Raw genomic sequence first — 25,380 nt, 5'->3', positions numbered from 1 at the left:
AACATGTCTGTGCCCGCCATCAGCCGCTTTCCCGTCCCCGACATCGCAACGCTCCCCGAGGATATCCGCTCGCGGATCGAGGCGGTTCAGGAGAAGTCCGGCTTCGTCCCCAACGTCTTCCTGACACTCGCGCATCGTCCTGACGAGTTCCGGGCGTTCTTCGCCTATCACGACGCTCTGATGGACAAGCCCGGGCCGATCACCAAGGCCGAGCGCGAAATGATCGTTGTCGCGACCAGCAGCGCCAATCAATGCCAGTATTGCGTCGTCGCACACGGCGCCATCCTGCGCGTGCGCGCGAAGAATCCGCTGATCGCGGACCAGGTCGCCGTCAACTACCGCAAGGCCGATATCACCGCCCGGCAGAGGGCGATGCTCGATTTCGCGATGAAGGTCTCGGCGCGGGCCTATGAGGTGGACGACTCCGACATCGTCGATCTCAAGGGACACGGATTCACCGAGGAGGACGCCTGGGACATTGCGGCTATCGCTGCATTCTTCGGCATGTCGAACCGCCTCGCCAACGTCACCAGCATGCGTCCGAACGACGAGTTCTTCGCGATGGGACGCTGAACGCCGCGGACGAAAACTGCAATGGTATCGTTGGTCATCGACAGGCGCTTCCGGGGTCCGCCCAATTCCGGCAACGGAGGCTACGTTTGCGGATGTCTCGCAAGGCACGTCGCCGGAGACGCCGAAGTGACGTTGCGCGCCCCGCCGCCGCTGGAGCGGCCGCTCGACGTGCTGACGAAGGCCGACGGCGGGATCGAGTTGCGCGAAAACGGCGGGCTGCTCGCGACGGCGCGTGCAGCAGGCATCGATGTGTCGGACATTCCCCGGGTGAGCTACGCGGCGGCCGAAGAGGCGGTCGGCAGAACACCCTACGACGAGCAGACCCACAACCTTCCGGGATGCTTCGTCTGTGGCCCCGCACGTGGCCATGGCGACGGTCTCCGGATCTTCGCAGGCCCGCTGCAGGCGGGATCAGTCCCGGGCAAGCCCGTCGTGTTCGCGGCCTCCTGGGTGCCTCATGGCAGTCTGTCCGGCGACGACGGTTATGTCGCACCCGAATTCGTCTGGGCCGCTCTCGATTGCCCGACCGGCTATTGCAGCGTGGGTGCCCGTCACCTGGGATTGAACGGCGACGAGACGGCCCTGCTCGGACGCATGGCCGCTCGGATCGATCGCCGGCCGCGTCCCGGGGATCGATGCGTGGTGGTGGCGTGGCCGACCGGGCGGGAAGGCCGCAAGCTCTTTGCCGAAAGCGCCCTGCTTGATGCGAAGCAGGAGGTGCTGGCGACCGCGCGAGCCACCTGGCTGTTGGTCGACCGGCAGGTCCAGCTCGGAGCAAGTGCATGAACGCGAATTGGAAACAGGGCATGAGCGGCGGCGATACAGAGCTCGAACTTCGTCAATCCATCATCGACGCGTGCCGCGAGATGGCGGCGCAAGGCATCAACCAGGGAACGTCCGGAAACATCAGCGTCCGAACCGAAGACGGCATCCTGCTCACGCCGTCCGGTCTTCCATACGACCGCATGAGGCCCGAGGACATCGTGGCCATGAAGTGGGACGGCTCGTGGACCGCGTCGGCCGGCAACGTTCCGTCGACGGAATGGCGCTTTCACCTCGACATCCTGAGGTCGAAGCCGGAGGTTGGCGCCGTGGTTCACGCCCATCCGATCTTCTGCACGATCATCGCGATCATGAATCGCTCGATCCCCGCGATTCACTACATGATCGCCGCTGCCGGCGGAAACGACATTCCCTGCGCGCCCTATGCCCAATATGGCACGGCCGAGCTGTCGCAGGCCGCCCTGAACGCGCTTCGCTATCGCCGCGCCTGCCTGCTCGCACATCACGGGCTGATCGCCATCGGTCCCAACCTGCGCAAGGCCATGTGGCTCGCGGTGGAGGTCGAGGTGCTCGCCAATCAGTATCACGGCTGCCTTCAACTTGGCTCTCCTCCGCTGCTGCCGGACGAGGAAATCGACAGCATCCTGAAGCGATGGGGGCAGTACGGCCTGCGCGACAGCGACGGAACGCCCAGGATTCCCCAGCGTTCGAGCTAGATCACGATCAAACCACTGTCTGCGAGAAATCATGGCTCACTCTCACGACGTCAGCGTCTGCGGTACTTATATTCTGGATATTCTGGGGGTCCCGGTGACCGAGATTCCGCCCGGTGGCGGCCGCTTGCTGATCGAAGAAATTCGGCTCGCGGTCGCAGGCACCGCCGGCGGAACGGTGGTCCCTTGCGCGCGTCTCGGTCTGAAGGCGCTCGCGGTTGGCGCCGTCGGCTCCGACGAGAAGGCCGACTGGATGCTGAACGCGCTGGAGCGTGAAGGCATCGACATCTCTCTCATGGAGCGAATGGCCGGCAGTCCGACCTCGGCTACGATCCTGCCGATCCGGCCCGACGGCTCGCGTCCGGTCATGCACGCAAGGGGCGCCTCCGCCCGCTGGCGTATCGCACCCGACACGCAAAGGGCCGCTTGCCGGAGCAAGATTTTGCATCTCGGCGGGGTTGGTTCCCTGCTCGCGATGGATGGAGCGCCTTCCGTCGCATTGCTGCGCGACGCGAAGGCGGCCGGTTGTACGACGACGCTCGATCTCATCCAGGCGCGGGGTGAAACGCTGGCGCTGGTCGAGCCGCTGCTGCCCTATGTCGACTTCTTCATGCCGAGCATCGATGAGACCAATGCCATGGTCGGAACCGACGATCCCGCCGCGTGTGCGCGGTTCTTCATCGACAAGGGCGCGGGAGCCTGCGCCATTTCTCTCGGTGCCGATGGTTCGTTCGTGATGACACGCGACGGACGTCAGTTCACGGTGCCGGCGTTCGAGGTCGCGGTCCGCGATACCTCGGGATGCGGCGATTCCTACACGGGCGGCTTCATCGCCGGTCTGGTTCGCGACTGGGACCTGCTCGACTGCGCCAGGCTCGCGACCGCGACGGCCGCGATCGTCGCGACGGGGCTGGGTTCGGGCGCCAATCTCGTGTCGTTCGACGAGACCGTGAAGGCCATGAACACCCTCCCGGTCCGCAAGCCTGCTCGCGCCTGATCCACTCACACCGGCAAAAACCATTCATCCGAACAACAGGGGAGAACGCAACATGGCCCGACATGCGATCGTGACGGGAGCAAGCCGCGGAATTGGCCGCGCGATAGCCATCGGCCTTGCAAGGCGCGGCTACGATCTCGCGCTGACCGACATCGCGGCCCAGGAGAAGGTCCTTCTCGAGACGGTTGCAGAGGTCAGGGAACTTGGCGGCCGATGCATCCCGGTGCTGGGCGATGTGAGCGATGTCGGCGATTGCAGGCGGACCGTGGCTGAAGCCGTCCAGGGACTTGGGCACATCGATGTCCTCGTCAACAATGCGGGGATTCTCAGGCTGGCGACCATCGACGAGCTGACGACCGACACGTGGGACCAGACGTTCGCCGTCAACACGCGCGGTGTGTTCCAGATGACCCAGGCCGTGGTGCCCCATATGAAGGAGCGCAAGTACGGACGGATCGTCAACATCGCCTCGCTCGCCGCCCGAACGGGCGGTCCGGGACAGTCCCACTACGCTGCATCGAAGTCGGCCGTGGTCGGCTTCACGCGCGTCTCGTCCATGGAATTCGGAGGCCACGGCATCACCGTCAATGCCGTATGTCCAGGCATCATCGTGACGGAGATGGGGATGAACAATCTCCGCGATCCCGAGCGAGTTGCCTATTTCGAGAAGGTCACCGACCTGCACCGGCTCGGCCAACCGGAGGACGTCGTCGGTCCTGTGGCGTTCTTTGCGTCAGATGATTCCGCGTTCGTGACCGGCCAGGCCCTCAACGTGGACGGAGGCATCTTCTACAGTTAGCAGCCGGATCGTGCGCCGAAAGAACTCGCTACTGGGCTGGTTCCAGCGTGTCGGTTCGGATCCGAAGCTCCCCGTAAGCCCCAAGGCTTCGTGCGGAAGAACGGCCCTGACGGGTTCGTCTCGCCAGCGAGTTTCTGGCTCCCTCGACAGGGCCGGTGTGGCGCCGGTGACTTTCGCGGGATGAAGGTGGCCGGAAGGACATCGGCTCCCGGGAGACGGGCGCAGGAACTCTTGCACATGGTCGAAGCTTGACTCCGCGGGCCAGCGTCGCCGCCGATGGCTGGCCTGCACGGCCCCGCCTCCACCCCCCCGTACCCCCAAGGGTGGGGCCGTGCTTCCAAAGCAGGAGGTGCAATTGTCTGAGCCGACCGAGCAAGAGATCAGAGAACGCGCGCATCGCCTGTGGGAGCAAGCCGGCAGGCCCGAAGGCCGCGAGGAAGAGTTTTGGCACGCCGCCGAGCAGGAACTGCGCAACGAGGACAAGTCGAACACGTTGCGGACGCCGGATACGCTGTGACCGACAAGACCTGCCCATTCTGCCAGAGACTGGGATGGTCTGCGCACTAGTCTAACAGGTCGGTCGCCCGTATCCCTCGCAAGACAGAAAAAGCCGCCGGGTTCCTCGCCTGGCGGCTTTCGAAAGTCCGTAGCTGTCGATCGTCTCCGCAGCTCGTGCGTACCGCCGTTACCTTGTTTGCGGCCATGCCTGGTCTTTGTAGGGGAAGGCGCGTGCTTCTGCTGTGATCTGGAGCACACAATGGAAGGGATTCGATCCATGTCGCCTTCCGGATCCCGGCGCCGCACCGCGATAAGCGCGTTCGCGACGCGCGATCTGCGTTGCAGCTTGTCCGGGACCCGAGAGATTTCGGCGAACTCCCCCCTCAGCTCCGATACCACGCCGCCAGATTCCACGTGATGGTGTCCCAGCCCGAGATGTCGGTCATGAGGCTGTTGACGCTCGCGTTGACGATGTGGCGCGAGAGCAGCGGCAGGAACACATTGGCCCCGCAGAAGATCTCGTCGACCTTCATCAGCAGCGCGGCGCGCTTGACCGGGTCGAGCTCTTTCTGCGCGGCCTTGTAGGCCTTGTCGGCTTCGGGATCGGAATAGCGCGAGTTGTTGCGGCCGAGCCACTTATTGTCCTTGGTGGCGATCTCCCAGGAGACGCACTGGTTCAGCAGGCGCTCCGGATCGGGCTGCGGCTGCGTCGTGTTGTACATCTCCATGTCGGCATAGAATTTCGAGTAGGTGTCGGGGTTGCCGACGTCGGAGGAGAAGAACACCGATGCGGTGACGGCCTTGATCTCGATCTCGATGCCGGCTTTCTGGCAGGCCTGCTTGATGATGGCCTGGGTCTTCTGGCGCGGGGCGTTGGTCGAGGTCTGGAAGACGTATTTGAGCTTCTTGCCGTCCTTCTCGCGGATGCCATCCGCGCCCCTGGTCCAGCCGGCCTCGTCGAGGATCTTGTTGGCCTTGTCGATGTCGAACTCGTATTTCAGCCTGGGGGACTTGAACTGCCTGGGCGCGTTGACGAAGCTCGCGGTCGCGACGGCGCCGCGCCCGTAGATGAATTTCTGAATCGAATCGCGGTCGATCAGGAGGTTGATTGCCCGACGAACGGCGGGATCGGACAGCGTCGGGTGCTTGGTCTTGACGCTCGAACGCTCACCGTCGACCTCGGTCCAGGGGTCCGTCGTGTTGAGGATGATGAACTCGACATTGCCGGAAGGCGTGATGTCGAGCTTGCCTTTGCCGCCCGCTTCCATGCGCTTGAGGACCTCCTCCTCCACCTGCATGTTCCAGGCAAAGTCGTATTCGCCGGTCTGCAGCACCGCGCGCGCCGCAGACACCGCGTCGCCGCCACCCTTGACCTCGAGTGTATCGAAATGCGGCTGGTTCTTGACGTGATAGTCGGGATTGCGCTCGGCACGGATCATGTCGCCCGGCTTGAACTCGACGAATTTGTACGGACCGGTGCCGACCGGCTTGAGATTGCCCGGAGCCTCGCGCGACTTGGCACCGACATAGTCGCCGAAATGATGCTTTGGCAGGATCTGGCCGACCGAGCCGCCGACGAACGGGTCGGCCCAGAACGGCGTCGGCGCCTTGAAGAGCACCTTGACGGCGTAGTCGTCGATCTTCTCGACCTTGATGTCCTTGTAGGAGCCCGTGGTGTAAGCCGCGGTCGCGAGGTCCGCGGCGTACTGCCAGGTGAAGACGACGTCGTCGGCGGTGAAGGGCTTGCCATCGTGCCAGTTAACGCCCCGCTTCAGCTTCCAGATCACGCTCATGCCGTCCGCGGCAAGGCCGCCGTTCGCCTTGGTCGGCACCTCGGCGGCCAGGCAGGGAATGAGATTGCCGTCCTTGTCCCAGCCGGCGAGCGGCTCGAAGAAGATGCGCGTGGCGATCTGGTCCTTGGTGCCGATCGCGAAATGCGGATTGAGCAGGGTGGGCGCCTGCCAGAGCAGGATCTTGAGCGTGCCCCCGCCGCCGGCCTTGGTCGGCTTGTAGGCAAGCGTGGCGTCCGCCATCGCCACGTCGTGCCACGCCAGGATCTGGCTCGCGACCGGTGCCGCGATCCCGATCGCGGCGACTTTCCGGATGAACGAGCGTCGCGACAGCCTGCCTTGCTTGACCTCGGCGATCAAACCGCGAATTTCGTTCTCGTTCATCGGATGTCCTCCACCTGCGCAACTCGTCACCAAGCAGCCATCATGTTTCATGACGGCCGGGGCGGCAATGCCGGCAAGGCGGGGATGCGACGAAATGACGATGTGGAGAGCGCCCCCCGGTCGGGGCACGGACCCGGATCGCCTGCCTGAGAGACCCAGGCGGCGATCCGGTGCGATCTAGGTGAACTTGGGGAAGTTCTAAGGCCGCACCGAAACGCTAACCCGGCCGGCGCAGATCCATCAAGTTTCGGAGTGTTGCGCTGGCGAAAGAATCATTGCCGCGGCCGGGAAATCGCCACAGATCAAAGACGCCCGGCGTGGTTTCTTTTCCGTTTGATGTCGAATGGAGAACGTGCGTCCGCGCGGGCCTGCCAATATGGTTTTCCATTTCATTGATTTCGCGCGGCGGGAAGCGAATACGGTTCCATATTTGTCGCAGACCTACGGAGACCAAAATGTCGTTTCGCCTGCCTCTGATCCTCTCGGCCGTGCTCGCCGCATGGTCCTCCGCAGCCGGGGCCGAGACCATCAAGATCGGCGTGACGCCGGGTCCGCATGCGCAGATCCTCGAGGCCGTGAAGCCGATCGCCGCCAGGCAGGGGCTCGACATCCAGCTCCTCGAGTTCTCCGATTACGTGGTGCCGAACGCCGCGCTCGACGCCGGCGACATCCAGGCCAATTCGTTCCAGAATCAGCCCTACCTGGACAACCAGAAGGCCGATCGCGGCTACAAGATCGAGGCCGTCGGGCTGACCGTGAATTTCCCGATCGGCGTCTACTCGAAGAAGCACAAAGCCCTCGCCGACATCCCCGAGGGCGGCAAGGTCTCGATCCCGAACGATCCGACCAATGGCGGCCGCGTGCTGCTGCTGCTGCGCGACAAGGGCGTGATCAAGCTGAAGGACGGTGTCGGCTTCAAGCCGACGGTGCTCGACATCACCGAGAATCCCAGGAAGCTGAAGTTCATCGAGGTGGACGCGGCGCAGGCGCCGCGCGCGCTCGACGACGTCGACGCCGCCGCGATCAACACCAACTATGCAACCCAGGCCGGCCTCGATCCGGTCAAGGACCCGATCCTGCGCGAGGATCCGAAGGGCCCCTACGTCAACCTGATCGCCGTCCGCACCGCCGACAAGGACAAGCCCTGGGTCAAGATCCTCGTGGACAGCTACCACACGCCCGAGGTCAAGGAGTTCGTCCTGACCAAGTTCAAGGGCGCCGTACTGCCGAGCTGGTAGGCAATCTGCCTGCGTAAAGTCCATGTAAGGGCGATCCGGCGGGCAGCCTTGTGCAATGCCCCGCTTGTCTGGAGCTGCGGCAACCGACATCATCGGGGGCGTGGCAATCCTCGCCCGACAGGGGTCGTATGAAACGCTTCGCAAACCTGAAACGCCTGGGCTTCTTCACGCGGTTGCTCGACGAGGCACCGCCGGCGGACCGCTATCGCTTCGCGGCCGAGCAGATCGTGCACGCCGAGAAGGCCGGGCTCGATTCCGCGTGGATCGCGCAGCATCATTTTCACGAGCGTGAGGGCGGTCTGCCATCGCCCTTCACGTTCCTCGGCTACGTCGCCGCGCAGACCTCGCGCATCCGCCTCGGCACCGGCATCGTCACGCTGCCGCTGGAGAATGCGGTCAGGGTTGCGGAGAACGCCGCGGTGCTCGATCTGCTCTGCAACGGCCGCTTCGAGCTCGGCGTCGGCACCGGCGGCAATCCCTCGGCCTTTGCCGCTTTTGGCCTCGACAGCGCCCAGCGCAACGAGATCTTTGCGCGCAATCTCGAAATCGTTCGCACGGCCTTGGTCGGCAAGCCGCTCGACGGCGGCGACACGCTCTATCCGCTGCGTCCACAATTGGACAAGCGCATCTGGCAGGCGACCTTCTCGGTCGCGGGCGGTGCTCGGGCCGGCAAGGCCGGCGACGGCCTTTTGCTGTCGCGCACCCAGCCGCGGGCCAAGGATGCGCCGAAGGCCACGCTGGCCGAGATCCAGAACCCGATCATCGACGCCTATCTCGCAGCGCTGCCGTCGGGATGCGAGCCGCGCATCATGGCTTCGCGCAGCGTCTTCGTCGCCGACGACCATCGTGAGGCGATGCGCCTCGCAGACATCGGACTGCGGCGCGCGCTGCCGCAATTCATGAAGGGCGGTCACCTTCCCCCGGGCGAGACGCTGGAGGAGATGATCACCGCGTTCGACACCCATGTCGGCGCCGCCGACGAGGTGATCGCCTCGCTCCGCACCGATGCCACGCTCGAGCGGGTGACCGATCTCGTCTTCCAGGTGCATTCGGTCGATGCGCCGCATCCCTATGTGCTGCGATCGATCGAGCTCGTCGCCGACAAGGTCGCGCCGGCGCTGGGCTGGACCCGGACGGCACCCGAAGTGGCGCTGGCGGGCTAGCCGGAATGAACATGTTCGCGCTGCACGAGGCTGACTGATGGGTACACAAGATATCATCGACACGCTCGCCGGGATCGAGCCGGGATCGGCTCTCGACGCCATCCGCACGCGTCGTCTTCAGGCGCGCGAGAACGCGCAAAAGAGCTATCTCGCCCTGTTTGAGCCGATCGACCCGAGCGAGTTCTCGCTTTCCGAGCGCGCGGCGGTCGCGGCCTTCGTGACCGGGCTCCATGGCGAGTCCGCGGTCGCCGCCTTCTATCGCGAGAAGCTCGCCGCGAACGCGGATGGAGCACCCTTGCTCGAAGCGATCAAGGCCGAGACTGAGCGCGGCAGGACGTCCGGGCCGTACGGCGCCTATCCGGCCGGTCCGTTGTCGATCGAGAACAAGGCCGGGCTGATCTATCGCGTGAGCGCGGAGCGCAAACCTGTCCTCGGCACCCGGCTGGTCGCGGCACTGGAGCACGCGCATCTCCTGGTGTTCCACCCGCGCGATGCCGCGTCCGCCGACATGAAGGCGTTGCTGGCCGCCGGCTGGTCGACCACCGGCATCGTCACGCTCTCCCAGCTCGTTGCGTTCCTGTCGTTCCAGGTGCGCGTCGTCAGCGGTTTGCGCACGCTCGCAGCAGCAAGCGCGCAGGAGGTCGCATCATGAACACCGTCAACCCGCCCGTCGTCTTCACCCAGGACGAGCTCGGCTGGGTCTCGTGGATCGATCCGCTGCCCGAGGCCGAGCTGACCGAACGGCACTTCGCCGGTCTGGTCGACCGCGCCCGCGCCAAGTCGGAATATTTCCGTCTCCTGGTGCGCGACCCCGAGGTGCTGGAAGCCCGCACCAGGACCGACAAGGACATCTTCTACAATGTGGCCGACGGCCTGCCGCGCGCCGAGCGCGAGCTCGCGGCGGCTGCGACCTCGCGCTACAACGGCTGCATCTACTGCGCCTCCGTGCATGCGCGGTTCGCCAGCACCTACTCCAAACGCCGCGACGACGTGCAGCGCCTACTCGACGAAGGCGTCGAAGCCGATCTCGGCGAACGCTGGAATGCCGTGGTCAAGGCGTCCGTGGCATTGGCCGCGACGCCGATCGCGTTCGGTCCCGACAATATCGCGGAGCTGCGCCGTGCGGGCCTCGACGATGCCGAGATCGTCGACGTCATCAATGGCGCCTCGTTCTTCAACTGGGCGAACCGGCTGATGCTGTCGCTTGGCGAGCCCTCGAAATAGGCAATCTCACCGGCACAAGAATTGCTGCTGTTTCAACATTGAATGGATGGAGCCGTGCATGAGCAACATCGATCGCCGTACCCTGGTCAGGGGCTCACTCGCCGCCATGATGGCGGGAGCCGCCTTTTCGCGCGCCGCCCTTGCGCAATCCGCCGAACCGGTCCTGCTCGGCGTCAGCGGCCCCTTGACCGGGCCCAATGCGCAATATGGTGCCCAGTGGAAGCAGGGCTTCGATCTCGCGCTTGATGAGATTCACGCCGCCGGCGGCATCAACGGACGCAAGCTCGCCTACCAGTTCGAGGACAGCCAGAGCGATCCGCGCCAGTCGGTGGCGATCGCCCAGAAATTCGTCTCCGATCCCCGCATCGTCATGGAGCTTGGCGATTTTTCGAGTCCCGCCTCGATGGCGGCCTCGCCGATCTATCAGCGCGGCGGCCTCGTGCAATTCGGCTTCACCAACTCCCACCCTGATTTCACCAAGGGTGGCGACTTCATGTGGAGCACGTCCGTCAGCCAGGCCGACGAGCAGCCGCTGCTGGCGTCCTATGCCGTCAAGCGTCTTGGCCTGAAGAAGCTCGCGGTGCTGCACCTCAACACCGATTGGGGCCGCACCAGCCGCGACCATTTCGTCAAGGCAGCGAAGGAGTACGGTGCCGAGATCGCGGTGACCGAAGGCTACATCGCGGAGGAGCGCGACTTCCGCTCGACGCTGGTGCGCGTGCGCGACGCCAGTCCGGACGGGCTGATCCTGATCTCCTATTACTCCGACGGCGCGCTGATCGCCCGCCAGGCCCGCCAGGTCGGCCTGAAGCAGACGATCTGCGCGGCAAGCTCGGTGTACTCGCCGAAGTTCCTGGAGCTCGGCGGCGAAGCGGTCGAGGACGTCCATCTCGGCACGCGCTATTTTCCGGAAGATCCGCGGCCAGAGGTGAAGAAGTTCATCGCGGGCTTCAAGGCCAAGTACAACGGACAGGAGCCCGACGCCTTCAACGCCTATTCCTATGACGCGATGAACATGGCGGCTGCCGTGGTGAAGATCGGCGGCACCGACCGCCGCGCCATCCGCGACGCCTTCGCCAAGGTGAAGGACGTCTCCAGCGTCATCTACGGCCAGGCGACGTTCGACGTCGAGAGCCGCCGCGTCAAGGGTGCCATGAACGCCGAGCTCGTCGTGCGCAAGGGCCAGTTCACGCTGTGGGACGGCAAGCCGACCTGACCTGACGGCCGGAGTGGGCGCTCCGGCCGCACTTCTCTTTTCGCGGGGATCATCGCTTGTCTTCCTGGCTCGACTACACGATCAACGGGCTGATCGTCGGCAATGTCTACGCTCTCGTTGCGGTCGGGCTCGCGCTGATCTTCGGCGTCAGCCGGCTGATCAACTTCGCGCAAGGATCGATCTACCTGGTCGGCGCCTATATCGGCTGGGTCGCGGTGGTGCGGCTGCATACGCCGCTGCCGCTGACTATCATCGTGGTGGCGGCGGCCGCCGCGATGGTCGGCCTGATCATCGAGCGGTTCGGCCTGCGTCCGCTCCAGAACTCGGTGCGCATCGCGCCGCTGCTGGCGACCATCGGCATCAGCTTCGTGCTCGACCAACTGGTGATGCTGACCTTCTCGCCCAATCCGCGCGCGCTGCCGAGCCAACTGCCTGACGTTCGCTTTCAGCTCGGTGGCGGCACCATCGGGCCGCTCGATCTCCTGATCGCCGGCGTCGGCATCACCAGCGCGCTCTTGCTGTTCGTATTCCTGCGCTACAGCAAGCTCGGCTGGGCCGTGCGTGCCACCGCGCAGGATCGCGACGCCGCCATGCAGATGGGCGTCGACGTCAACCGCGTCAATCAGGCGGTGTTCGGCATCGCGGCCGCGCTCGGCGGCGTCTCCGGCCTGCTGGTCGGCATGTACTACAACCAGATCGACACCGCGATGAGCCTGCAGGCGACGCTCAAAGGCGTCGTCGCGGAAGTGGTCGGCGGCGCCGGCAACGTGCCCGGCGCGGTGATCGGCAGCCTGCTGCTCGGACTGGTGGAGAGCTACGGCGTCGCCGTGTTCGGCACCAGCTATCGCAATCTGTTCGCGTTCCTGCTGCTGGTCGTCGTGCTCGTGCTGCGCCCGAACGGCCTGTTCGCCAGCGCGCGGCAGGCCCCGCCCGAGCCGCTCACCGGCACCTTCATCGCGCCAAGCCGTCCGGTCCGCATTCCGCGCTTGGTCCTGTTGGGCGCGGCTGCTGCCTTCGCGGTCCTGCCGTTCTTCCCGGTGTCCTTTTACGTGCTCCAGACCCTGATCAACGCCTGGCTGCTCGGCATGCTCGCGCTCAGCCTGACGCTGGTCGCGGGCACGATGGGCCAGGTCTCGCTCGGTCACGCCGCGCTGCTCGCGATCGGCGCCTACACCTCCGCGCTGCTGTCACTGACGCTGGCCGTTCCGGTCGGCCTTGCCGTCATCGGCGGCGGCCTGATGAGTGCTGCGCTCGGCACGCTGTTGATCTCCCCATCGTTCCGCCTGCGCGGGCACTATGTGTCGATCGCGACACTCGCCATCGGCGAAATCGTCTCGCTGGTGATCCTGAATTGGGAGAGCGTCACCCGCGGTCCGATCGGCATCTCAGGCATCCCGCCGCTGTCGCTGTTCGGCTATGACCTGATCAGCCCGTCCTCGGTCTACTGGTTCAGCTTCGCGGTGATGCTCGTGCTGGCCCTGGTGCAAGGACGGCTGCTCGGTTCGCATCTCGGCCGCAGCTTTCGCGCCATCCGCGACGATGACATCGCCGCGCGTGCCTATGGCCTCAGCCTGAACCGCTACAAGTCACTCGCCTTCATCTTCGGCGGCTTCGCCGCCGGCGTCAGCGGTGGCATCGCCGCGCATCTTTACTCCTATATCAACCACGAGACCTTCAACACGCAGCAATCCATCCTGGCGCTGACGGTCGTGATCCTGGGCGGCCTCGGCAACGTCGTCGGCGCGATCGTCGGATCGGTCGCGTTGGTCGGCTTGCCCGAACTCTTCCGCATCGCGGCCGAGTACCGCATCCTGATCTATGGCATCGTGCTGCTGCTGCTGGTGCGGTTCAGGCCGCAAGGCCTGTTGGGGACAGTCTGATGGCGGATCAGCATGCGCCCATGTTGTCCCTGCGCGGCCTGACGCGCCGCTTCGGCGGCCTCACCGCGGTCGATGCGATCGATCTCGACCTCGCCAAGGGCGAGCTCATCAGCATCATCGGCCCGAACGGCGCCGGCAAGACGACGCTGTTCAATCTCGTGACCGGGCTCGACCGGCCCGATGGAGGCGCCGTGCGCTTCGAAGGCAAGGACATCACCGGTCTTTCGCCGGAACGGCTCGCGGCCGAAGGCATCGCCCGCACCTTCCAGCTAGGGCGCGTCTTCGGCAATCTCAGCGTCATGGACAACGTCCTGATCGGCGCGCACACCCGTCTGCGTGCGGTGAAACCGGCGATGCCGGTGATCGGTCCACTCCTGGAGCTGGGGCTGGCGCTGCTGCGGCCCGCCAGCGTCAAGGCGGAAGAAGAACGATTGCGCGAGGAGGTGAAGGCGATCCTCGCTCGCTTCGGCGAGCGGCTGCTGCCGCGGATCGACCAGCCCGCCTATAGTCTGTCCTACGCCAACCGCCGCCGTGTCGAGATCGCGCGTGCGCTCGCCCTGAGGCCGCGCCTCTTGCTGCTCGACGAGCCCACAGCCGGCATGAACCCGACCGAGACCGCGGAGATGCAGGCGCTCGTCGCCGAGCTGAAGGCGGAAGGGCTGACCATCCTCCTGATCGAGCACAAGCTGGAGATGGTGATGCGCCTGTCCGACCGCGTCGTCGTCATGGACGAGGGCAAGAAGATCGCGGAAGGGCCGGGCGAAGAGGTGCGTGGTGATCCCAAGGTGATCGAGGCCTATCTCGGCCACGGGCTATCAGGCACGACGGAGCAGGAGAGTGCGGCATGACGAATCCTTCGCCCGAGCCGCTGCTGGCCCTGTTCAACGTCAACACGTTCTACGGCCAGGCGCAGGTGCATTTCGACCTGTCGATCACGGTTGCGCGCGGCCACATCGTCTGCCTGCTCGGCGGCAATGCCAGCGGCAAGTCGACGACGATGAAGATCATTCTCGGTCTGGTCAAGCCGCGCTCGGGCGAGGTGACGTTCGACGGCGCCTCGCTGATCGGCCTCTCCACGCCGCAGATCGTCCGCCGCGGCATTGCCTCGGTGCCGGAGGCGCGCCGGCTGTTCGCGGACATGAGCGTGCGCGAGAACATCCTGATGGGCGCCTTCGTGCGGAACGACCGTGAGGCGGTGGCGCAGGATCTCGACAGGATGCTGACGCTGTTCCCGAAGCTCGGCGAGCGGCTGTCGCAGCGCGCCGGCTCCTTGTCCGGCGGCGAGCAGCAGATGGTGGCGATGGCGCGCGCTCTGATGAGCCGGCCGCGCATGATCGTGATGGACGAGCCGACCATGGGCCTGTCGCCGCTCTACGTCGACCGCGTGCTGGAACTGATCCGCAGCATCAACCAGGTGGGCGTCTCGGTGTTCATGGTCGAGCAGAACGCCAGCCTCGCGCTCGAGATCGCACATGAAGCCTATGTGCTGCAGACCGGCAGGATCGTGCTGTCAGGTCCGGCGCGGGCGCTGAAGGATGATCCGCGGGTGCGCGATGCCTATCTCGGCGGCTCCGAGGCGGCGTAGCAATTCAGGTGCGATGACGCGCCCGCACCGTCATGGCCTGTCCCGGCCATCGCCGTCTGGAACCGCGGCACGACGAACCTTCTCTGGGACTAGCCAGTGTGACTAATCTATGAAAAAATCATACCGTTGGCGCGACAGGGTGTGCAGCGGGACGGAATGAACTTCGTGATGAAATTGTCTGAGCGGGCGGCCGAGCCCGGAACGGTGGTGCTGCTCGGCGGGCTCGTCGCCGCCAACGTCGCCGCATGGGCCTGGGCCTTCTCGCTGTTCGGCGACCGGCCGACGGTGATGGCGACCGCGCTGCTGGCCTGGGTCTTCGGCCTCCGCCACGCCGTCGATGCCGATCACATCGCCGCCATCGACAACGTCGTGCGCAAGCTGATGCAGGCGGGCGGTACGCCGCGCAGCGCCGGTCTCTATTTTGCGCTCGGCCATTCCACCGTGGTCGTGGTCGCGACCATGTTGCTGGCGCTGGGCGTCGTGAGTCTTGGCGGTGACAGCCTGCTCAGGGAGATCGGCGGTCTGATCGGCACGTCGGTGTCGGCGCTGTTCCTGCTGGTGATCGCGGCCATCAATCTCGCCATCTTCGCCGGCCTGTGGCGGACGTTTCGCATGGCGCGAGAGCAGGGCGTTCACGATGCCGCAGGCCTCGATGCGCTCCTCGCCCGTCGCGGCGTCCTGGCGCGGCTGCTTGGGCCGCTGTTCCGTCTGGTGACGAAGCCGTGGCACATGTATCCGCTCGGGTTCCTGTTCGGCCTCGGCTTCGACACCGCGACCGAGATCGGCCTGCTCAGCATCTCCGCCAGCGAAGCCGCGCGCGGCGCCTCGCTCGCCGATGTCCTGGTCTTCCCGGCGCTGTTCGCCGCCGGTATGGCACTGGTCGACACCGCCGATTCGGCGCTGATGGTCAGCGCCTATCGCTGGGCCTTCGTCGATCCCCTGCGCAAGCTCTGGTACAATCTCACGATCACCGGCGCCTCCGTCGCGGTCGCGCTGTTCATCGGCGGCATCGAAGCGCTCGGCCTGATCGGCGATCGGCTCGGCCTCTCCGGCGGCATGTGGACGCTGGTCGACGGTCTGAACGAGTCGCTGGCGAATGTCGGCTTCGCCGTGATCGCGCTGTTCGCGATCGCATGGCTCGCCTCGATCGTGCTCTATCGCCGCATGTTCTCGGTTGACGGGCGAGGTTCGGCGGACGCGGCAGAAGGCTTCGATGCGACCGAGGCCGTCGTGATGAGACGTCCCTGATTCCGCCGACTCAGAGCGAAGCCGCGCTCTGGACCTGTTCCACCGGCAAGTCGTCGGCGTTGGGATCGCCCGGCGCCGTCGCCCAGGCGAGCTCCACCAGCGTCACGATCCGGCGTCCGCCGCCGTCGAGCTGGCAGACGATCAGGCCCTGCTCCTCCATGTAGCCGAGCAGCCGCTGCGCGCGGCGCAGCGAATGCGAGCCGTAGGCGCGGGCGATCGCAGCATCGCCGGGACACGGCCAGCCTTCCTTGGCCGCGCGCGCGATCATCATGAACACGCCCTGCATGTCGTCGGGCAGGATCGAGGCACGCAGCACGACGTCCTGCCAGGCGTCGTCTTCGGTGAGATCAGTCCCCAGCCCGGCGCGCGCATGCGTCAGCAATGCGGCGGAATTCGTTGAGGTCCGGCACCGCGGCGCCGAGCCCCTCGATGCGGCAGCGGACCACGAACTCCTGATAGAGCACGCCGATGGCGCGGAAGCCGGCATCGGGCTCCGCCAGCACGGCGCGCAAGGTGCGGGCGACGCGTTCGCGCCGCTCGGCGAGCTCTTCTGCGCTCACCGGCACCTCGGCCACCTCGGGCCGGATCTCCGGCGCGGCGGCCGCCTTCGCTGCGCGAAGCTGCTCCAGCAGATCCGGCGCAGGCCGGCGCTGCGGCCGGCTGGCATCGGGCGGTGGTGCCGCCAGGATCACGGCGCGCGCATCCTCCAGGGTCGCCTCCGGCAGCGGCATCAGCCGCGGCGTCGAATTGCGCGGGCTTGTATCGGTCGGGCCGATGTTCAAGCGCAGCGGACGGCGCGACAGTGCAGGTCCCAGCGCCATGAACTGTCCGCGCTCGAGGTCGCGAAAGGCTTCGGCCTGCCGCCGCTCCATGCCGAGCAGATCGGCGGCGCGCGCCATGTCGATGTCGAGGAAGGTCCGCCCCATCAGGAAGTTGGAGGCTTCCGCCGCGACGTTCTTGGCGAGCTTCGCCAGCCGCTGGGTCGCGATGATGCCGGCGAGCCCGCGCTTGCGGCCGCGGCACATCAGATTGGTCATGGCGCCGAGCGACAGTTTTCGTGCCTCGTCGGAGACTTCGCCGGCAACGGCCGGCGCGAACAGCTGCGCCTCGTCCACCACGACCAGCATCGGATACCAATGGTCGCGATCGACGTCGAACAGACCGCCGAGGAAGGCCGCGGCACGCCGCATCTGGTTCTCGGCGTCGAGCCCCTCGAGATTGAGCACGGTGGAGACGCGATGCAGCCGGGCGCGCTCGCCGGCGACCTGAAGGCCGCGCTCGGTATGGTCCTCGGCCTCGATCACGAGATGGCCGAAGCGCTCGGCCAGCGTCACGAAGTCGCCTTCGGGATCGATGATGGCCTGCTGCACCCACGGCGCGCTCTGTTCCAGGAGCCGCCGCAACAGGTGCGATTTGCCGGAGCCCGAATTGCCCTGCACCAGGAGGCGGGTCGCCAGCAGTTCCTCGAGGTCCATGGCGGCCGCGGCGCCTGCCGTGGTCTGCCCCATCTCGATCGCAACCGTCATGTCCCCGACTCAAGTCCCCATCATTCGCGGACAGGGGCTTATCAATCCCGTCGCGGCGCGTCGAGCGGCGCGGGGCGAATCATGCCGCGTTGCCCACGACGGGGTTCAGGCGTGCCCCGACAACCGTAGAAGCTCGGGTCGATAGGGGGCTTGCGGATCGTCGTCCTCGGTCTCGGGGATCGCGCAGGAGCCGAATTCCTGCCTGATCCGCTCGATCTCGGCGATTCGCTCGTGCAGCCGCCGCAAATGCTCCGGCGATGTCGCCTTCCAGAATCGGAACGTGTCGGCCGTGAGCGGGAGGAAGGCCGTGCCGAACGGCGTCGGATCGGGAACGATCGTGCGTCCAAGCAGCAGGAATCGCTCGGTGGCGGAGACGACGAGGGTGGCATAGCCGCGGTTTCCGATCCGCCTGATGCCGTTGAGCGACCATTCGGCAAGCTTGCTGAAATATGGCTCCCCGCGCCAGCGATCCGGGCAGTCGTCGTCGACGGTGACATTGACGGCGTCCTGGCTGAAATGCACGACGAGGCCGGCCGTCTCGGGAAACCAGTCGTCGTCGAGATGGCCTTGCAGCCAGGCGCACACGAATGAGCGGCACATCTGCGGGCGGCGGTCATAGATCGTGCACCCCGTGCCCGTCTGCCAATGCCGGCACAGCTGGTTCACCGGCTTGTCGACCGCGGCCACTTCGAGGATATCGCAGCAGGCGTTGCACGATCCGCATTGCCGGGCCGGCCGGGTCGTCTGCGGCAGGCCGGTCGCGCGAAAGCCCCGTCCGTCGCGGACCAGCAGCTTCTGCTTCTCCAGCGTATTCAACGCGCGTTCGATCTTGAGGCGGGATAGTCCGGTGGCGTCGATCACGCCCTTCATCGTCGTCGCGCCCGCCTCCACTGCGCGGACGACGCTCAGCATCGCCTGATCCATTCTTGTTGTTCTTGTCTGGCTATCTCAGCAGTGCATAGCGATCACGCCGGAACAAACGGACCGGCTAACAGGTTGCGGAAACCTGACTCAGAAACGTATCTTGCTCATCTCCCCGTGGCAGGGCAAGACGCCGTGCCCGTCCTGCGCGCATGCAACGTTTGCGCGAATGAAGGACCTGTACGTGTGCGAGCTGATTTCACGTGGAAATCGGCTCGCTTTGGCCACGAAGCGCCGGGATAGGGCGACCGGCATGCGGTCGTCTCACGCAGTCGTGATACCAGCGATCCGCGCGCGGGGCATGTGGCCGATGAGGCGCAAGGATTGTCGTTGAGTTTGCGCCACACCGGGAACAGTGTCGCGCCGAAGCTGGAGTGAGCGGCAATGCAAAGAGGCGATCCCACGCTCGGCACGGAATGACGCAGATCAAGATCCGTGAGCCCCAGGCCTGTTATTTGGCCGTATGACTTTTCTGACCTTCATTACGGCGGCCTATTTCCTGCTGGCGGTGCCGGGGCCGACCAACACCTTGCTCGCGACATCGGGCGCAGGGGCTGGCATCTCGCGCTCCCTTCATCTGCTCGCGGCGGAGCTGTGCGGTTATCTGCTGGCGATCGCGGTGCTGCGGCTGGCGCTTGGTCCCGTCATCAGCGACATCCCGATTGCGGCGATCGTGCTCCGCGTCGCTGTGACCATCTACATCCTGTGCCTCGCCGTCATGCTCTGGCGCGTCAACACACGCGAGCTGCGCGAGGGGGCTGCGGTGACGTTCGGTCAGGTGCTGCTGACGACCCTGTTGAACCCGAAAGCGCTGGTCTTCGCGTTCCTGCTCCTGCCCCTTGGGGCCGGGCCGCTTGAACTGTTGCCCTGGCTCGGCGTAGTCGCGCTTCAGATCGTCACTGCCGGAGCCGCGTGGATCGTTCTGGGCGCAACGCTTGGCCGCGGCGCCCGCCACCTCGGGCATCCCGACCTGATCGCGCGCACCGGCGCGGTCACGCTGGTCGCCGTGACCGGCCTGATCTGGCTTCAATCGTTCCTGATCGCCTGAGCGCCGACGTCGCCGGCGACGGCGCGTTATGGCGCGCCCGATCCACCCTGCACGATCTTCTCGTTCAGCTTCTGGTCCACGGTGTCGACGGTGCGGTCGATCTCGGCGTTCGGCACGCCGAGCTGATGCGAGATCAGTTTCACCAGGAGGTCGACGCGCTCGATGAAGGGCGCGCCGCTCGCGACCGCGCGCGCGGCCGAGGACGGCTTGAGCAGGCTTTCGGCGGCCTTGGCGTATTTCGCGAACGGCACCTGGTCCTGCGGATCGGCGCCGAGCCGGCGGGCGATCGCGTCGACATGGTCGTAGATCGTCTGCGAGCGCTTGAGATCGCCGTGCACGGCGTCGCGGATCGACTGCGGCTCGCCGGGCGTGATGCAGCGGTAATTGCCGGTGAGCAGCATCGACCATTTCGCCAGCGGCACGAACAGCGAGTCGAACACCTTCAGCTTCACCGGCACGTCGTGGCCGTCGAGCGTCACGGCGTCGATGTCGGCTTCGAGCTCGCGCAGCAGCTTGTTGTGCTTCTCGTCGGCAAAGACCGATGCCTTGAAGTTGGTCGGCAGGCCGACATGAAGCACGTTGGCGGCTTCCTCCGGCGGACGGAATGCCTGCGGGTCGGGCGAGCACAGCGTCACCAGCCCCGGCTCGAACCGCTCCCACACCTGCGCATTTGTGTAGGCCTCTTCGAGGTCCATGTCGGCGAGTGCCGGAATGCGCTTCAGATAGGGCAGCGGCGGCATGTTCATGATCGACAGGCACGGCAGTTTCGCCGCGGCGATCTTGACCATGAGAACGCGCACCGTGTGGTTGGTGTATTGCGGCTCCTGCATCGCAAGGCCGACCAGATCGTAACGGGAAAGGTCGACATTGGCCGGCGTGACCGCATCGAGCTTGCCGGGCAGGTCGCGCGAGAAGATCGCACGGTGCGCCGCCTCGTCACGCAACTTGATGCGCACCTCGGTACCGTCCCGATTGATCAGCTCCGCGGTCTTGGCGCGGCAGACCAGGGTCACGTTGTGCCCTGCCATCAGCAGCTTCGTGCCCAGCAGGGAGCCGTAAGAAGCCCCCAGAATCAATATGTTGCGCGCCATGTTCCGTCCCTTTGGAAAAATTGTGTTTTGAGCCCCGGGCTTCGACATCCGAGGCGAGTTGGCGCCATGTAAAGCGAAGTGCCGCGCGATGGCAACTGGGATAATGCATGCCAGTCAATTTGAATACACGGCTCGGCTCGCATCTTGATGAGTGCGGCGAGCGACGCCCGCAGTCAGCGCCGCAGTGACATGCATCGCCCGAAATTCGGAAATATCGCCTCTGCTGATCCCGCCTCGACGGGAGGCGATCGTGTGTCGTCACGCTTCGGCCGCGGACGCGCGGCGCCGATGAAGCGGCAATCCGCTGCGTCGTTCGCGGTCTCGCGCCCGACGGCGCGTCGCTGCCAGCAATGAAAAACTACAAAACTACAAAGCGGGACCACAAAAACGGCAGAGTGCGCAGGCGCATGACTACCTATGAATGACGGAGCTGAGACGTGAGATCGAGTTGTGCCGGCCCGGAGCTTGTCTCGAAGCCGGTTCGTTTGGGCAGACTGCTTCATTCAGTGCCGTTGCCGTCGTTCGGAGACAGAGATGGAAATTGACCATTGGCCTCGCGGCCCGTGCGACGGTGCGGGTCGAAGCCTGGCGCGTCTGCGGAATCGCGCGTCGAATTTCTTCGAGAACATGTCCGTGGCAGAACTTGCGCGCGACGTACACAGGCATCTGTGGGTCTCGGACTGGTTGAGGATTGCAAACGAATATTGGACATTCGCGGAAACTGCGAGCGCGGATGGGCTTCTTGAGATTGCGCGCGAGGCGTACCTTTGTTCGCTGACGGCCTTTGAAGTTTCGAGAAGTCTGGCTTGCCGGGGCGACCTTGCGGGCATCGACCTCGGAAGGAAGATTGATTCCATCACGAGCAGGTTCGAGACAGAATTTGGTGGTGCGATCGAACGCGTCAAGATTGATTGCCACGATCAGGGGACGACCGGCTTCTTTCTCGCGGCGTCCTGTCATGTCCTTCCCGCACCCGCGATCATCTGCATAGGCGACGAGGAAATCTCCTTTCGCTCGATGCTGAGCAGGCTGTTGCCGGCGTCACTCCGCCGCAACGTGTCACTCCTGCTGATCGATGCCTGCAATTCACGTATTCCCCGCACCTTCAAGCCCGAACATCTGCTTCAATGCTGGTTGGATTACCTGGAGGCTCGGCCGGACGTCGATTCGCGGCGGATCGCCATCTACGGCGAAGGGGCGGGCGCCAGTCAAGCGTCCCGCCTTGCCCGCTCTGACCGCAGGATAGCTGCCGCCGTGTGCGACGGAGGTCTTTTGACGTCGGTCATGCGTCGAACATCGGTTCGCTGGATGACCGGCTTTGCGGAGGCCAGCCATGAGGGGACGGCGACGAATTCGTTGCTGCCGTCGCGTCGAATACCTTGCCCGCTTCTCGTGGTCGTTGGAAGTCGCTCGATGGTGCGGGAGCAGGATGCTCTCGAACTGCAAGCCGGCTATCGGCAGGCCGGAGCCGATTGCTCGATCGTCGTACCGAATCGCATCCCGTACCCTCTGGGCGAGGTCGAGAATTTCGTCACCGTCGACGACTTCATTTTCGAATGGCTCGACAGCAAGCTCGGAACTGCCCGCCGGCTCGATCCCGTAGTCTACCTCTAGCCGCGTCGGGGATCGCCTGCAGGCGGTTCGGCGCGACCACAGCAGCTCGGGGCGTCATTCTGCCCCAGGCATCAACGGATCACGAAACGTCGATGGCCAGCAATCGCGCAGCCAGTCGGGCGTTCTTGGCGATCCTTGCGAGTGCGACGTTCAGATCAGCCAAGGTCTTCTCGTCGAGCTCGTTGAACATGGTGGAATTCAAGGCGAGCTTTCTCTTGGACAGTTTTTCGATTTCCGTTGTCGCCTTTGCCGTGAGCGACATCAGGACGAAACGCGCATCCTCCGCTCCGGGCCGCCGCGATATGAAGCCGCTCTTTTCGAGGTTCTTGGTCTGGTTGGTCACAAAGGCCGGATGGACCCGTAACTTATTTGCGATGTCGATTCCGGCGACGCCGCGACCATCGTCCAGTTCAGTTATTGCCATCAAGATCAGCCACTGCGGCTCGGTTATGCCCAGCAGTTCGGCCCAACTGGTGTGGATGTCCTCCAGCTGGGAGTGGATTTCGACCACGTTCCAGATGAAGTCCGTAATCGCTCTGTCGAGTTTCTTCTCGATCATGTCGGTTCGCGGTTTCGTTCGAAGGGAGCAGAGCAGATCTTGTAACGGCATATTTCGTTGATGTCTCGATGATCGCGCGCAGCCTCGGCCCGTGGGCATTGCATGGAGGCAACGAACTGGTCGTTTTTTAATTGCAAAAAACAATTGATGAAGTTATTTAGTCTGTACTCGATATTTGCTGCTCTTGACCATCAATGGACAGCGATGCGAGACCTCCAAGGAAGCCCTCAGGATGCCCCCTGAGGGCTTTTTTGTGCGCTATTGTGCTGCGTTTCTGCTTGTATCGTCTTCCTGTTGCCCACGGGCAACAGCTTCTTCAGAACATACGATTCACGAAATTAATGAATTGGAGTGATTGTTTTTATAAACTATATGTGATCCCGCGACGGAGGGGGCGCCTCACTGTCGTTTCAGTCCGGACCTTCGGTGCGGACCTGAACTGAACGGAAATTGAAGAGGGCAACGCGGCGTCCACCGAGGCGCCGAGCCCCCGGAACCGACTTGGAGGTACTAATGAAGTTGACGAAGACGCTCTTTCTCGGCTCGGCCGCCGGCCTGATGGCTGTCTCCGGGGCACTCGCAGCCGATCTCCCCGTAAAGGCCAAGGCGATCGAATACGTGAAGATCTGCTCGCTGTACGGCGCCGGATATTACTACATCCCGGGCTCTGACACCTGCATCAAGCTGGGTGGTTACCTGCGCGCTGAAGTCGCGCTGGGCACCAACAGCGTCTACGGCGCTGCGAACGGCGCCACCGCTGGTTCCCACAATCGCCTGAGCAACTATTACACCGCGCGCGCTCGTCAAGACCTCAACATCGATACGCGCACCGCGACCGAGTACGGCGTGGTCCGCACCTTCTTCGATGCAACGTTCTCCTGGACCACGGGGAACTACACCGGTCAGGGCTCCGCGACTGGCGCGACTGGCTACTCCGCCACCACCTCCGGTACGTCGACCGTCAATCCAACGGACGGCGGCACCTCAGGCGGTTCGGTGGGTGTGTATTACGCCTTCATCCAGTTCGCCGGCTTCACGATGGGTAAGGCCGTGTCGCAGTTCGACGCGCCCTGGACCAACTATCCCGGCAACAACTTCGACGGTCTCGTCGGCGGCAGCGGCACGGTCACCGGTGTCTTGCAGGGCTCCTACACCGCCGATTTCGGTCAGGGTGTGACGGCCTCGTTCTCGGTGGAAGACGCGACAGCCTACTATCAGGCCGGCAATCTGAACATGTCGGGTGCGAGCGTCGCCGGCATCGTGGGCGGCTCGTATGGCAGCAACGACGTTGGCGGCTCGCGTTCGCCGAACCTCGTTGGTCAGGTGCGGGTCGACCAAGCCTGGGGTCTGTTCCAGGCGTCTGTTGCAGCCAAGGACAACCACGTCGCCTATTACGGCGCCACCGAGGCCACCGGGCACCCCGACGACAAGTGGGGTTGGGCGATTCAGCTCGCTCTGTCGATCAAGAACATCCCGACCGGCGCGGGGGATACGATCAACATTTCGGGCGTCTACACCGATGGCGCGACCCGCTACAATTTCCAGAACCTCGCGGGCAGCTCCTACTCGATGTATGGCAGCTCGAGCAGCTCGTACGGAAGCGTCGGTTTCGCCAATGCTCCTGACACGGTCTTCGTCACGGGCAGTCAGCAGGAGAGCGTCAAGACATGGGGCTTCCGTGGCGCGTACACGCACAACTGGAATCCGAACTGGAACACCGCGCTGTACGGTGCGTATGCCGGGGCTCGTTTCGGTACGCTGGCTAAGAACTATGTCTGCGGTGGTGGCGGTTACGCCGGTGTCATGAACGTCGCCGGCGTTACGTCCTGCAATCCGGATTTCAACGTCGGCCAAGTGGGTGTGATCACCCGCTGGACGCCGGTGAAGAACCTGACCTTCTCGGCCGACCTCACGTGGACCCATCTCGACCAGAAGTATGCAGGCACGGTCACGGTCACGCCGGCAGCCAGCTACGGCAAACCGACAGCAACCTACGAGCTGAAGGATCAGAACAGCCTGACCATGCTCCTCCGCGCTCAGCGCAACTGGTAAGATCCGTCGAAGCAATTCGAGGAGCACCCGGCGGGAAACCGCCGGGTGCTTTTCATTGTGCAGCCCTGCGGACAACTGCGTCTGCAGGCTGCATGGAGCGAAGCGCCTTCAGGACCGTCGCACCGGTGGCAAGACGCCGGACTACGGTTGGAGGCTGCAATCTCCCAAATTGCCCGACCGGGCAAAACACCCCGCGGGGCTGTCAAGCGGGCTGTGCGAAAATATTCCGCTTTACCGAAATTCTGATTTATCGTATGTGTCGTCCATCCCGGGTCATCCTTGAGGGGCGATCATGAGGTCGTCATTGTCGCGAGCCGGGCTTGCGGCGGACGCGGCAGCGTCGTGCACGAGAGTCAGGGCAGGGCGGATTGCTCTCCGTGAGCCCGAAACCGCGTGCGGACGAGCGGCGCTGCTAGGCTTCGTCTCGCCTGTAAGTTTCCAGCTCCGTCGACAGGGCTGGGAAAACTGCGGCGAAATG

General features: G+C 64.6%; 22 protein-coding genes and 1 pseudogene. 18 read left to right on the top strand and 5 right to left on the bottom strand.

Annotated features, from left to right (window positions below):
- The first annotated feature begins 3 nt into the window (after window positions 1-3).
- The 6 genes from ABIA42_RS24995 to ABIA42_RS24970 all read left to right on the top strand — a co-directional run bounded on the left by ABIA42_RS24995 (window position 4) and on the right by ABIA42_RS24970 (window position 4,382).
- The gene (locus tag ABIA42_RS24995; RefSeq protein ID WP_370120123.1) at window positions 4-573 is read left to right on the top strand and encodes a peroxidase-related enzyme; all 570 of its coding nucleotides are present in this window, start codon (window positions 4-6) and stop codon (window positions 571-573) included.
- Between the two features lie 126 nt (window positions 574-699).
- Window positions 700-1,359, top strand: a complete 660-nt coding sequence (locus ABIA42_RS24990; protein WP_370120125.1) for a hypothetical protein — start codon at window positions 700-702, stop codon at window positions 1,357-1,359.
- Window positions 1,360-1,379: 20 nt separating this feature from the next.
- Window positions 1,380-2,072 carry an L-fuculose-phosphate aldolase gene (locus tag ABIA42_RS24985; RefSeq protein ID WP_370123935.1) on the top strand — a complete coding sequence of 231 codons (693 nt, stop codon included), beginning with the start codon at window positions 1,380-1,382 and terminating at the stop codon, window positions 2,070-2,072.
- 31 nt (window positions 2,073-2,103) lie between these two features.
- Complete coding sequence (locus tag ABIA42_RS24980; RefSeq protein WP_370143664.1) at window positions 2,104-3,066, top strand: carbohydrate kinase family protein; 963 nt, start codon at window positions 2,104-2,106, stop codon at window positions 3,064-3,066.
- 52 nt (window positions 3,067-3,118) lie between these two features.
- On the top strand, window positions 3,119-3,865 hold the full coding sequence (locus ABIA42_RS24975; RefSeq protein ID WP_370120127.1) for an SDR family NAD(P)-dependent oxidoreductase: 747 nt from the start codon (window positions 3,119-3,121) through the stop codon (window positions 3,863-3,865).
- A 355-nt stretch (window positions 3,866-4,220) separates the two neighbouring features.
- On the top strand, window positions 4,221-4,382 hold the full coding sequence (locus ABIA42_RS24970; RefSeq protein WP_080659892.1) for a DUF2934 domain-containing protein: 162 nt from the start codon (window positions 4,221-4,223) through the stop codon (window positions 4,380-4,382).
- A 364-nt stretch (window positions 4,383-4,746) separates the two neighbouring features.
- Here ABIA42_RS24970 and ABIA42_RS24965 read toward each other — a convergent pair whose 3' ends face one another.
- Window positions 4,747-6,537 carry a peptide ABC transporter substrate-binding protein gene (locus tag ABIA42_RS24965; protein WP_370120129.1) on the bottom strand — a complete coding sequence of 597 codons (1,791 nt, stop codon included), beginning with the start codon at window positions 6,535-6,537 and terminating at the stop codon, window positions 4,747-4,749.
- Window positions 6,538-6,992: 455 nt separating this feature from the next.
- On the opposite strand from ABIA42_RS24965, the gene ABIA42_RS24960 reads away from it, so the two are divergent.
- The 9 genes from ABIA42_RS24960 to ABIA42_RS24920 all read left to right on the top strand — a co-directional run bounded on the left by ABIA42_RS24960 (window position 6,993) and on the right by ABIA42_RS24920 (window position 16,091).
- Complete coding sequence (locus tag ABIA42_RS24960; protein WP_370120131.1) at window positions 6,993-7,775, top strand: MetQ/NlpA family ABC transporter substrate-binding protein; 783 nt, start codon at window positions 6,993-6,995, stop codon at window positions 7,773-7,775.
- Between the two features lie 128 nt (window positions 7,776-7,903).
- The gene (locus tag ABIA42_RS24955; protein WP_370120134.1) at window positions 7,904-8,938 is read left to right on the top strand and encodes a putative FMN-dependent luciferase-like monooxygenase; all 1,035 of its coding nucleotides are present in this window, start codon (window positions 7,904-7,906) and stop codon (window positions 8,936-8,938) included.
- A gap of 37 nt (window positions 8,939-8,975) precedes the next feature.
- A complete protein-coding gene (locus ABIA42_RS24950) occupies window positions 8,976-9,590 on the top strand; it encodes a CMD domain protein (protein WP_271531114.1) in 615 nt (204 codons plus the stop codon).
- Window positions 9,587-10,162, top strand: a complete 576-nt coding sequence (locus ABIA42_RS24945; protein ID WP_370120138.1) for an alkylhydroperoxidase domain protein — start codon at window positions 9,587-9,589, stop codon at window positions 10,160-10,162. The genes ABIA42_RS24950 and ABIA42_RS24945 overlap by 4 nt, the downstream gene beginning before the upstream one ends.
- 58 nt (window positions 10,163-10,220) lie before the next feature.
- Window positions 10,221-11,378 (top strand): ABC transporter substrate-binding protein, encoded by a 1,158-nt coding sequence (locus ABIA42_RS24940; protein ID WP_370120141.1) that lies wholly within the window; start codon window positions 10,221-10,223, stop codon window positions 11,376-11,378.
- A 56-nt stretch (window positions 11,379-11,434) separates the two neighbouring features.
- Window positions 11,435-13,258, top strand: a complete 1,824-nt coding sequence (locus tag ABIA42_RS24935; protein ID WP_370120144.1) for an ABC transporter permease — start codon at window positions 11,435-11,437, stop codon at window positions 13,256-13,258.
- Window positions 13,258-14,106 carry an ABC transporter ATP-binding protein gene (locus ABIA42_RS24930; RefSeq protein ID WP_370120147.1) on the top strand — a complete coding sequence of 283 codons (849 nt, stop codon included), beginning with the start codon at window positions 13,258-13,260 and terminating at the stop codon, window positions 14,104-14,106. Before ABIA42_RS24935 ends, ABIA42_RS24930 begins: the two co-directional genes overlap by 1 nt.
- Window positions 14,103-14,843 carry an ABC transporter ATP-binding protein gene (locus tag ABIA42_RS24925; RefSeq protein WP_271531109.1) on the top strand — a complete coding sequence of 247 codons (741 nt, stop codon included), beginning with the start codon at window positions 14,103-14,105 and terminating at the stop codon, window positions 14,841-14,843. Before ABIA42_RS24930 ends, ABIA42_RS24925 begins: the two co-directional genes overlap by 4 nt.
- Window positions 14,844-14,999: 156 nt before the next feature.
- Entirely contained in the window at window positions 15,000-16,091 is a 1,092-nt protein-coding gene (locus ABIA42_RS24920) for a HoxN/HupN/NixA family nickel/cobalt transporter (protein WP_271531108.1), read from the top strand.
- Window positions 16,092-16,101: 10 nt separating this feature from the next.
- Here ABIA42_RS24920 and ABIA42_RS24915 read toward each other — a convergent pair.
- Together ABIA42_RS24915 and ABIA42_RS24910 are read right to left on the bottom strand one after the other, a co-directional pair.
- Window positions 16,102-17,617: pseudogene (locus ABIA42_RS24915) on the bottom strand (helicase HerA domain-containing protein).
- Window positions 17,618-17,722: 105 nt separating this feature from the next.
- Window positions 17,723-18,541 carry a YkgJ family cysteine cluster protein gene (locus ABIA42_RS24910; protein ID WP_370120156.1) on the bottom strand — a complete coding sequence of 273 codons (819 nt, stop codon included), beginning with the start codon at window positions 18,539-18,541 and terminating at the stop codon, window positions 17,723-17,725.
- Window positions 18,542-19,001: 460 nt separating this feature from the next.
- Here ABIA42_RS24910 and ABIA42_RS24905 point away from each other — a divergent pair, with 460 nt between their 5' ends.
- Entirely contained in the window at window positions 19,002-19,586 is a 585-nt protein-coding gene (locus ABIA42_RS24905; protein WP_370120160.1) for a LysE family translocator, read from the top strand.
- A 26-nt stretch (window positions 19,587-19,612) separates the two neighbouring features.
- Here ABIA42_RS24905 and ABIA42_RS24900 read toward each other — a convergent pair whose 3' ends face one another.
- Complete coding sequence (locus ABIA42_RS24900) at window positions 19,613-20,677, bottom strand: ketopantoate reductase family protein (RefSeq protein ID WP_370120163.1); 1,065 nt, start codon at window positions 20,675-20,677, stop codon at window positions 19,613-19,615.
- A gap of 534 nt (window positions 20,678-21,211) precedes the next feature.
- Here ABIA42_RS24900 and ABIA42_RS24895 point away from each other — a divergent pair.
- Window positions 21,212-22,291, top strand: a complete 1,080-nt coding sequence (locus ABIA42_RS24895) for an alpha/beta hydrolase family protein (protein ID WP_370120166.1) — start codon at window positions 21,212-21,214, stop codon at window positions 22,289-22,291.
- 79 nt (window positions 22,292-22,370) lie between these two features.
- On the opposite strand, the gene ABIA42_RS24890 is transcribed toward ABIA42_RS24895, so the two are convergent.
- Window positions 22,371-22,850: a MarR family winged helix-turn-helix transcriptional regulator gene (locus tag ABIA42_RS24890; RefSeq protein WP_271531102.1), complete on the bottom strand. Its 480-nt coding sequence runs from the start codon at window positions 22,848-22,850 to the stop codon at window positions 22,371-22,373.
- Between the two features lie 513 nt (window positions 22,851-23,363).
- On the opposite strand from ABIA42_RS24890, the gene ABIA42_RS24885 reads away from it, so the two are divergent.
- Window positions 23,364-24,902, top strand: a complete 1,539-nt coding sequence (locus tag ABIA42_RS24885) for a porin (RefSeq protein ID WP_370120170.1) — start codon at window positions 23,364-23,366, stop codon at window positions 24,900-24,902.
- The last annotated feature ends 478 nt before the right edge of the window (window positions 24,903-25,380 follow it).

Origin of the sequence: Bradyrhizobium sp. USDA 327, assembly GCF_041262065.1 — a bacterium.
In the GTDB taxonomy this organism is placed as follows: Bacteria; Pseudomonadota; Alphaproteobacteria; order Rhizobiales; family Xanthobacteraceae; genus Bradyrhizobium; species Bradyrhizobium liaoningense.
The sequence above is the reverse complement of the archived record's forward strand: the minus strand, read 5'-3'. Positions and strand labels throughout refer to the sequence as shown.